This window comes from Dyella sp. EPa41 (genome assembly GCF_016586165.1).
GTDB lineage: Bacteria > Pseudomonadota > Gammaproteobacteria > Xanthomonadales > Rhodanobacteraceae > Dyella.
The window spans coordinates 1-8,387 of the sequence record NZ_BCPR01000117.1 but is presented as its reverse complement, the minus strand read 5'-3'; the positions used below and the strand labels follow the sequence as shown (position 1 = coordinate 8,387).

Genomic DNA, 8,387 nt, shown 5'->3' with positions numbered 1-8,387 from the left:
GGGTGGGTGCTCGCGGCAGCGTGTGTCCGGAGCCGGCTCTGGCGCAGCCGAGGCGCAAGATTGCCCCTCTCCCTTTGAGGTTTCCCTCTCCCCTCCGGGGAGAGGGCAGGGTGAGGGGTGGGTGCTCGCGGTAGCGTTTGTCCGGAGCCGGTTCTGGCTCGGCGGAGTCGCAAGATCGCCCCCTCACCTCAGTCCCCTCCCCGGAGGGGAGAGGAGGCAAAAGCTCAGGCGTCGTAGGGGTCGGCAATCCCCAGCCCGGCCAGGATGCGCGTCTCCAGCGCCTCCATCGCCTCGGCTTCGTCGTCCTCGATATGGTCATAGCCCAGCAGGTGCAGCACGCCATGCACGGTCATGTGGGCCCAATGGTCGCGTGCTCGCTTGCCCTGCTCGGCAGCTTCGCGGGCGACCACCGGCGCACAGATCACCAAGTCGCCAATGAGGGGTAGGTTGACGCCGGGCGGCAGCTCCACCGGAAATGACAGCACATTGGTGGCGTAGTCCTTGCCGCGATAGTCGCGATTGAGCGCGCGGCCTTCCTTGGCATCCACGATGCGAATGGAAAGCTCGGTGGCCTTGCGGCGCCTCGCTCCACGCAGCGCGGCTTCCACCCATGCGCGGAAGCTGGGTGACGAAGGCACGCCCTTGCGCGCCGCGGCGTAGCCCACGGAAAGCGTCAGTGGCGTGGCACTCACCTGGGCGGTTCCTCGTTGGCCTGCTCGAACGCTTCGTAGGCACGCACGATCTTCGCCACCAGCGGATGGCGCACCACGTCGCGCGAGGTGAAGAAGGTGAAGCTGATGCCGTCGACGCCGCGCAGCACCTCGATGGCGTGGCGCAGGCCCGAGCGCACGTGGCGCGGCAGGTCGATCTGGCTGACGTCGCCGGTGATCACCGCCACCGAGCCGAAGCCGATGCGCGTGAGGAACATCTTCATCTGCTCGACGGTGGTGTTCTGCGCCTCGTCGAGGATCACGTAGGAATCGTTGAGCGTGCGCCCGCGCATATAGGCGAGCGGGGCGATCTCGATCACGTTGCGCTCGATCAGCTTGGCGACCTTCTCGAAGCCGAGCATTTCGTACAGTGCGTCGTACAGCGGGCGCAGATAGGGGTCGACCTTCTGCGAGAGATCGCCAGGCAGGAAACCGAGCTTCTCGCCGGCTTCCACTGCCGGGCGCACCAGCAGCAGGCGCTGCACGCGGTTCGCTTCCAGCGCCTCGACCGCACTCGCCACGGCGAGATAGGTCTTGCCGGTGCCGGCGGGGCCGACGCCGAAACTGATGTCGTGCGTGGTGATCGCGTGGAGGTAGCGCGCCTGGTTGGGGCCGCGGCCCTTGATCACGCCGCGCTTCACCTTGATGGCGACTTCCTGCGCGCCCTCGGCCGCATCGGCGACGATCGCCTCGATGCCCGATTCGGCCAGGTGCAGGTTGATCTTGGCGCCGTTGAGCGATTCGCTCTCGGTGCTTGCGTAGAGCGCATGCAGCACCTTCTCGGCCGCGCGCACGGCGCCTTCCTCGCCGATCACCTGGAACAGGTTGCCGCGATGGTTGATCTCCACGCCTAGGCGCAATTCCACCTGGCGCAGGTGTTCGTCGAACGGCCCGCACAGGTTGGAAAGCCGGGCGTTGTCTTCAGGTTCCAGTGCGAAGTCGCGTTGGGGGAGGCCGTTGGTCATGAAAGGTGTCGAAGAGTTCGAGGGGAGACCCTTCTCCCCTCGGGAGAAGGTGCCGGCAGGCGGAAGAGGGTGCGGGCTGGCGGCTTTATGGGGGCGTGTCGCAAGCCCCGTACCCTCACCCCAGCCCCTCTCCCGGAGGGAGAGGGGCTTCTCAAAAGGCTCAAGATCAGGCGGCGGCTTCATCGGCGATATGCACGCGGCCACGCAGCGAGTTGCTCATCGCTTCGGTGATCACCACGTCGATGAACTGGCCGATCATGCGCGCATGGCCCGGGAAGTTCACGAAGCGCATGTTCTCGGTGCGGCCGGTGAACTCGTTGGGGTCTTTCTTGCTGGGCTTTTCCACCAGCACGCGCTGCACCGTGCCGACCATCGCCTCGTTGATCTTGCGCGCATTGTCGTTGAGCTTGGCCTGCAGGCGCGAGAGGCGCTCGTGCTTCACCTCGGAGGAGGTGTGGTCCTCGAGGTTGGCGGCCGGCGTGCCGGGGCGCGCCGAGAAGATGAAGGAGAAGCTCTGGTCGAAGCCGACGTCTTCGATCAGCTTCATGGTCTTCTCGAAATCCTCGTCGGTCTCGCCGGGGAAGCCCACGATGAAGTCCGAGGACAGGCAGATGTCCGGGCGCACGGCGCGCAGCTTGCGGATCTTCTGCTTGAATTCCAGCGTCGTGTAACCGCGTTTCATCGCGGCGAGAATGCGATCCGAACCGGCCTGCATGGGCAGGTGCAGGAAGTTGCACAGCTGCGGCACGTTCGCGTACGCCTCGATCAGCGAGTCGGAGAACTCCAGCGGATGCGAGGTGGTGAAGCGGATGCGGCCGATGCCCTCGATCTGCGCGATGGCATGGATGAGCACGGACAGGTCGGCGATGCCGCCGTCGTGCGTCGGGCCGCGATAGGCATTGACGTTCTGGCCCAGCAGGGTCACTTCGCGCACGCCCTGTTCGGCGAGCTGCGCCACTTCCACCAGCACGTCGTCAAACGGGCGGCTGATCTCCTCGCCGCGGGTGTAGGGCACCACGCAGTAGGAGCAGTACTTGGAGCAGCCTTCCATGATGGAGACGAAGGCGGTGGGGCCCTCGGCGCGCGGCTCGGGCAGGCGGTCGAACTTCTCGATCTCCGGGAAGCTGATGTCCACCTGGGGCTTGCCGCTCTCGCGGCGCGCCTCGATCAGCTCGGGCAGGCGGTGCAGGGTCTGCGGGCCGAACACCAGGTCCACGTACGGCGCGCGCTTGATGATGTCCTTGCCTTCCTGCGAGGCCACGCAGCCACCCACGCCGATCAGCACCGCCTTGCCGCCCTGCTTGTGCTCCTTCCAGCGGCCGAGCTGGCTGAACACCTTTTCCTGGGCCTTCTCGCGGATCGAGCAGGTGTTGACCAGGATGACGTCCGCCTCGGACTCGTCCTGGGTCAGCTCCAGCCCATGCGAGGCCTTGAGCACGTCGGCCATCTTGGCCGAGTCGTACTCGTTCATCTGGCAGCCGTGGGTTTTGATGAAAAGCTTGCCGGTCATGGGCTTGGATACCATCGTTTACTGGGCGGCGGGAGGATTGCCGAACCCCACAGTTTACGCTCCCCGCCGCGCCCCCGCCAGCCGAAGGGCCTGCGTGGTCAGATACTTGCATGCCCATGAGGCGCGCTTGGCACGCAAGTTTGCCCTGCCGCACGAAATGGCCAGGTGATGCTTGGCTCGCGCTTTGGCAGGGGGCACACTGCGCCGTGCCTGCCGCCGTCCAGCGGTGCGGGAATGCATGACGAAGGGGGAAGTATGGGCGTATGGGGTCGGAATCGGATCGTAGCCAGCGTGCTGCGACCGGTGCGGATGCCGTGATCCGGCGGTTTTCGCCGTGGATCCATGATCCGGCCCTGCAGCGGCTGGCGGCCGGCTGCGCCCTTTTGCTGGGGTTGCTGGGCCTGCCTTCGGCCGGCCACGCCGGTGCGCTCTATCGTTGTACCGGCGCGTCGGGCGAAGTCGTCTTCAGCAGCAGCGCGGCGGGCTATCAGGGCTGCACCAAGATCGCCGGGGCGGCCGAGCCGGTGCGCCGCAAGGTGGCACCCAAGGCATCCGTTCCGACCCTTTCGGGCGTGCAGGGCTCGGCCCAGACCTCGGCGGCCAAGGCAGCTCTTGCCGCACCACCGGTGACGTCCCTGGCCTGGGTGCGGGATTCCGTCGACACCACGGCGCGCCGCGTGCCGCCGCCCCCTTCGCCCGACGGCAAGCCGGGGCAGTGGAGCTACAGCGAGACCGCGCCGGCCCGCAGCGCCCCGGTGCCTGACAAGCCGGTGGCGAATGTGTCGGCCGACGGCGATCGTGTGCTTCGCGGGGCGGTCTATCGCATCGTCCGCAAGGACGGCAGCGTGGAGTACACCAACCTTCGCCCTGCGGCGGCGCAGGGGCCCGCGGTGACGATGCTGTTCACCTATATCGCCACCTGCGTGGCCTGCAACCTGCATTCGAGCATCCGCTGGGATTCGGTGGCGCTCAATCTGTCCGCCTATATGGACGTCATCCAGTTGGCCAGCCAGGAGTCGGGGGTCGACGAGGCGTTCCTGCGGGCCATCATTCATGCCGAAAGCGCGTTCAACCCGCGGGCGCTCTCCATCAAGGGAGCCCAGGGCCTGATGCAGCTGATGCCGGGCACGGCGCTCGACATGGGGGTGAAGGACGCGTTCGACACGGCCCAGAACATCCGCGGCGGCGCCCGTTACCTCGGCTTGTTGCTGCGCACGTTCAATGGCAACGAGCAGTTGGCCGCTGCCGCCTACAACGCGGGGCCGGGCGCCGTGCAGCGCTACAACGGCGTGCCGCCGTATGACGAAACCCGGGTCTACGTTGAACGCGTGGGTACGCTGCGCCGCCGCTACGGACAGGCCATCCACCTGCCGGGCGGCCGCGTGCCGGTGGTGACCGGTGGGGTATCAGCCATCCAGTGAGGCGGTCGGCGTCTGTGGCGGCCGTTGAGCCAGGATCACCTCGGTGCGGAACGGCGTGCCGTTGCGCAACCCCGACACTTCCACCTTGCTGCCGGGCTTGAGCGCCGCCTCGTGCCGGCGCAAGTCGGCAGGGTCGACGATGTCTTCCTGGCCCAGTCGCAGCAGGATGTCGTGGGGCTGGATGCCCGCCTGGGCCGCCGGGCCACCGGGGTAGATGTCGGTGACTACCGCCCCTCGTGCCGCGGCGGGCAGGCCGCTGTCGGCGGCCACCGGGACAAAGGTGTAGTCCGCCCCCATCCAGCCGCGCACCACGTGGCCGGTATCGATGATCTGGTCCAGCACCTTCTTGGCGCTCGCCACGGGGATCGCGAAGCTGATGCCTTCGGCGTTGGCGGCCTTGCCGATCAGCAAGGTGTTGATGCCGACCAGTTCGCCTTCGGTGTTGACCAGTGCACCGCCCGAGTTGCCGAGATTGATGGCCGCATCGGTCTGGATGAAGTCTTCCGGACTGCCGCTGCTCAGCTGTCGGCCGATGGCGCTCACGATGCCCATGGTCACGGTCTGGTTGAGGCCGAGCGGGTTGCCGATGGCCAGCACCACGTCGCCGGTACGCACGGCGTGGCGGTCGGCGATATGGATGACGGGCAGGTTGCCTGCATCGATCTTCAGCACCGCCAGGTCGGTCTCCATGTCCGCGCCGACCACCTTGGCCTTGGCCACGCGGCCGTCGTACAGCAGCACCTGGATGTCGTCGGCGTTGGCGATCACGTGATTGTTGGTGAGCACATAGCCCTGGCTGCTCACGATCACGCCCGACCCCAGGTTCTGCTCGCGCTTCTTGTAGGCGGGGCCGGCCGGGCGGCCGCCGAAGAGCCGCTGCAGCACGGGGTCGGTGTACATCTGCACGGCTTGCTCGGTGACCATCTTGTTTGCGTAGATGTTGACCACCGACGGCGCCGCACGCGAGACGGCGTCGGCATACGAGGCCGGGCCGCTGACAGGCGCGGCGGGAGCCGTCGCCGCAGAGCTCTCCACGGCGGGCTGCCCGACGCCAAAATGTTGCCGCAGGCGATTGCCGACATTCGGCCACAAAAGGCTGATGACGAAGGCAGCCGCCAGCCCAATCACGACGAAGCGGGCAATGAAGGCGAGCGTGCCTGCGGCATGTTTCATGTCGTTATGCGTTTCGTGGCAAGGCGTTAGGTCGAGTCATGCGTGGGTGCGGCAAAAGCACCGCTTTTATTGTACGAGTCATGCCCTGACGCTACACTAACGCGATTTTGCGGGAGCCGGATTCTGCTGGCGCTTGCGAAGCGGGTCGTCCCGGGAGCTTCCCGGTGCGCAAGGTGTCCCGAATCGAAAGCCTGCGGCTCTGCCGCATGCCCACCGTCACGGCGCCGCGTGCCTGCTGTATGGGGGAGTTACTAGGATTTTTCTGGTCCGATGCGGAAGGTTTTCCGCTGTCGTACGTGTCGACGCGCTTGGCAAGCACCTGTGGAACTCTTAAGTTCCGCGTCTCAATGGCATGTAAGTACCGGAGAGCCTGATGGCGAACGAAGTCGTCGATCACGGCCGCCGCCGCTTCCTCACAGCGACCACGGCAGTGGTCGGAGGTGTGGGAGTCGTCGCGGCAGCTGTGCCCTTCATCAAGTCGTGGGAGCCCAGTGCGCGGGCCAAGTCCGCGGGTGCGCCGGTCACGGTCGACATCAGCAAGATCGAGGAAGGCCAGAAGGTCACCTATCCTTGGCGCGGTCTCCCGGTCTTCGTGGTCAATCGCACCAAGGCCCAGCTCGACGCGCTGCCCAGCCAGGACAGTCGCCTGGTCGACGCCAAGTCCGACCAGGGCTCGGCCGAGCAGCAGCCCAAGTACGCGCAGAACGAGGCGCGCTCCATCAAGCCCGAGTGGCTGGTGCTGGTCGGCCTGTGCACCCACCTGGGTTGCGTGCCCGACTTCGTGCCGGTGATGAAGCCCGAGCCGTTCGATCCGGAGTGGAAGGGCGGCTTCTACTGCCCCTGCCACAAGTCGCGTTACGACATGTCCGGCCGCGTCTACGCCGGCGTGCCGGCACCGAAGAACCTGCTGGTGCCGCCGTACCATTTCATCGATGACACGCACATCCAGATTGGCGTGGATCCGAAGGAGGCCGGCTGATGGCCAACGTATTCACGCGTATCGGCGATTGGGTCAATGAGCGGGCGCCCGGCTTGATGCCGGTATACCGCAAGCACATGACCGAGTATTACGCGCCGAAGAACTTCAACTTCTGGTACTACTTCGGTGTGTTGGCGTTGCTGGTGTTCGTCAACCAGATCGTCACCGGCATCTTCCTCACCATGAACTACAAGACGAGTGCGGCGGAAGCCTTCAACTCGGTCGAGTACATCATGCGTGACGTGGAGTGGGGCTGGCTGATCCGCTACATGCACTCCACCGGCGCCTCGCTGTTCTTCGTGGTGGTGTTCCTGCACATGTTCCGCGGCCTGATGTACGGCTCGTACCAAAAGCCGCGCGAGCTGGTGTGGCTGCTGGGCATGCTGGTGTTCCTGGCGCTGATGGCCGAGGCCTTCATGGGCTACGTGCTGCCGTGGGGCAACATGTCGTTCTGGGGCGCCAAGGTGATCATCTCGCTGTTCGGCACCATCCCGGTGATCGGCGGCAGCCTGGTCGAATGGATCATGGGCGACTACCTGCCCGCCGATGCCACGCTCAACCGCTTCTTCGCCCTGCACGTGATCGCGCTGCCGCTGGTGCTGCTGTTGCTGGTGGTGCTGCACATTTTCGCGTTGCACGAAGTGGGTTCGAACAACCCGGACGGTGTCGAGATCAAGAAGGGGCCCAAGGGCAACCGCTGGGACCCGAACAAGCCGGCCGACGGCATTCCGTTCCATCCGTACTACACCGTGCATGACCTGGTGGCGGTGGGCTTCTTCGTGTTGATCGCGGCGTTCATCATCTTCTTCTCGCCCACCGTGGGTGGCTGGTTCCTGGAGCATGACAACTTCATCCCGGCCAACAACCTGGTGACGCCCACCCACATCAAGCCCTCCTGGTACTTCACCCCGTTCTACGCGATCCTGCGCATGATCCCGTCGTTCTTCGGCACCGCCTTCTGGGGCGTGCTGGGCATGTTCGGCGCCATCGCGCTGCTGTTCCTGCTGCCGTGGATCGACGCGGGCAAGGTGCGCTCGATCCGCTATCGCGGCACCGGCTTCAAGGTGGCGCTGATGGCTTTCGCCGGCTCCTTCATCGGACTGGCCCTGGTGGGTGCCGGCGTGGTCGGTGAGAAGCTCGTCGAGTGGGTGCCTACGGACGCGACCTTCTGGGAGAACACGTTCGGCCGTGTGATGACCTTCATCTACTTCGGCTATTTCGTGTTCCTGTGGTGCTACACGCATCTCGGCTGGGAAAAGACCAAGCCGGTTCCAGAGCGGGTGGTGTTTGACCATGACTAAGCGACAGTCCCCGATGACGAAAACCATTGCCTCGTTTGCGCTTGCGCTCGGCCTGCTGGTCGGCACCACCCAGGCCATGGCCGCGGAAGAGGGCGACCTGCCCTCGGCTGGCACCAATATCCGCGACCAGGCTTCGCTGCAGCGTGGCGCCAAGCTGTTCTTCAACTATTGCGTTGGTTGTCACTCGCTGAAGTACGTGCGCTATTCGCGCATGGCCGAAGACCTTGGCCTGAGCGAAGACGAGGTGATGAAGAACCTCAACTTCACCGGCGCCAAGTTCGGCGATCCGGTGATCTCGCACATGCCGGAGGACCTGGCCCAGCAGTAC

8 protein-coding genes are annotated in these 8,387 nt (G+C 65.5%); 4 read left to right on the top strand and 4 right to left on the bottom strand.

What is annotated here, in order from left to right; translation table 11 throughout:
• Positions 1-224: 224 nt before the first annotated feature.
• From ybeY to miaB, 3 genes are all read right to left on the bottom strand, one after another.
• Positions 225-692: an rRNA maturation RNase YbeY gene (ybeY, locus tag JMF82_RS21080; RefSeq protein ID WP_201316487.1), complete on the bottom strand. Its 468-nt coding sequence runs from the start codon at positions 690-692 to the stop codon at positions 225-227.
• Positions 689-1,675, bottom strand: coding sequence for a PhoH family protein (locus tag JMF82_RS21075; RefSeq protein ID WP_201316486.1), 987 nt, complete (start codon positions 1,673-1,675; stop codon positions 689-691). The genes ybeY and JMF82_RS21075 overlap by 4 nt, the downstream gene beginning before the upstream one ends.
• A gap of 166 nt (positions 1,676-1,841) precedes the next feature.
• A complete protein-coding gene (miaB, locus tag JMF82_RS21070) occupies positions 1,842-3,185 on the bottom strand; it encodes a tRNA (N6-isopentenyl adenosine(37)-C2)-methylthiotransferase MiaB (protein ID WP_201316485.1) in 1,344 nt (447 codons plus the stop codon).
• 314 nt (positions 3,186-3,499) lie between these two features.
• Here miaB and JMF82_RS21065 point away from each other — a divergent pair, with 314 nt between their 5' ends.
• Positions 3,500-4,606, top strand: a complete 1,107-nt coding sequence (locus JMF82_RS21065; protein WP_236585615.1) for a lytic transglycosylase domain-containing protein — start codon at positions 3,500-3,502, stop codon at positions 4,604-4,606.
• Here JMF82_RS21065 and JMF82_RS21060 read toward each other — a convergent pair.
• Positions 4,592-5,779 carry a trypsin-like peptidase domain-containing protein gene (locus JMF82_RS21060; RefSeq protein WP_201316483.1) on the bottom strand — a complete coding sequence of 396 codons (1,188 nt, stop codon included), beginning with the start codon at positions 5,777-5,779 and terminating at the stop codon, positions 4,592-4,594. The two genes, JMF82_RS21065 and JMF82_RS21060, sit on opposite strands and share 15 nt — an antisense overlap.
• Positions 5,780-6,152: 373 nt before the next feature.
• On the opposite strand from JMF82_RS21060, the gene petA reads away from it, so the two are divergent.
• The 3 genes from petA to JMF82_RS21045 form a co-directional block, all read left to right on the top strand.
• Positions 6,153-6,758, top strand: a complete 606-nt coding sequence (petA, locus tag JMF82_RS21055; RefSeq protein ID WP_201316482.1) for a ubiquinol-cytochrome c reductase iron-sulfur subunit — start codon at positions 6,153-6,155, stop codon at positions 6,756-6,758.
• Positions 6,758-8,059 (top strand): cytochrome bc complex cytochrome b subunit, encoded by a 1,302-nt coding sequence (locus JMF82_RS21050; protein ID WP_201316481.1) that lies wholly within the window; start codon positions 6,758-6,760, stop codon positions 8,057-8,059. Before petA ends, JMF82_RS21050 begins: the two co-directional genes overlap by 1 nt.
• A partial coding sequence (locus JMF82_RS21045) for a cytochrome c1 (RefSeq protein WP_304487925.1) occupies positions 8,052-8,387 on the top strand: 336 nt, incomplete at its 3' end. The genes JMF82_RS21050 and JMF82_RS21045, both read left to right, overlap by 8 nt.

Coding starts and splice junctions, on each gene's coding strand:
- miaB (WP_201316485.1), bottom strand. CDS start 3,185: ATGACCGGCAAGCTTTTCATCAAAACCCACGGCTGCCAGATGAACGAG.
- petA (WP_201316482.1), top strand. CDS start 6,153: ATGGCGAACGAAGTCGTCGATCACGGCCGCCGCCGCTTCCTCACAGCG.
- JMF82_RS21050 (WP_201316481.1), top strand. CDS start 6,758: ATGGCCAACGTATTCACGCGTATCGGCGATTGGGTCAATGAGCGGGCG.
- JMF82_RS21075 (WP_201316486.1), bottom strand. CDS start 1,675: ATGACCAACGGCCTCCCCCAACGCGACTTCGCACTGGAACCTGAAGAC.
- JMF82_RS21060 (WP_201316483.1), bottom strand. CDS start 5,779: ATGAAACATGCCGCAGGCACGCTCGCCTTCATTGCCCGCTTCGTCGTG.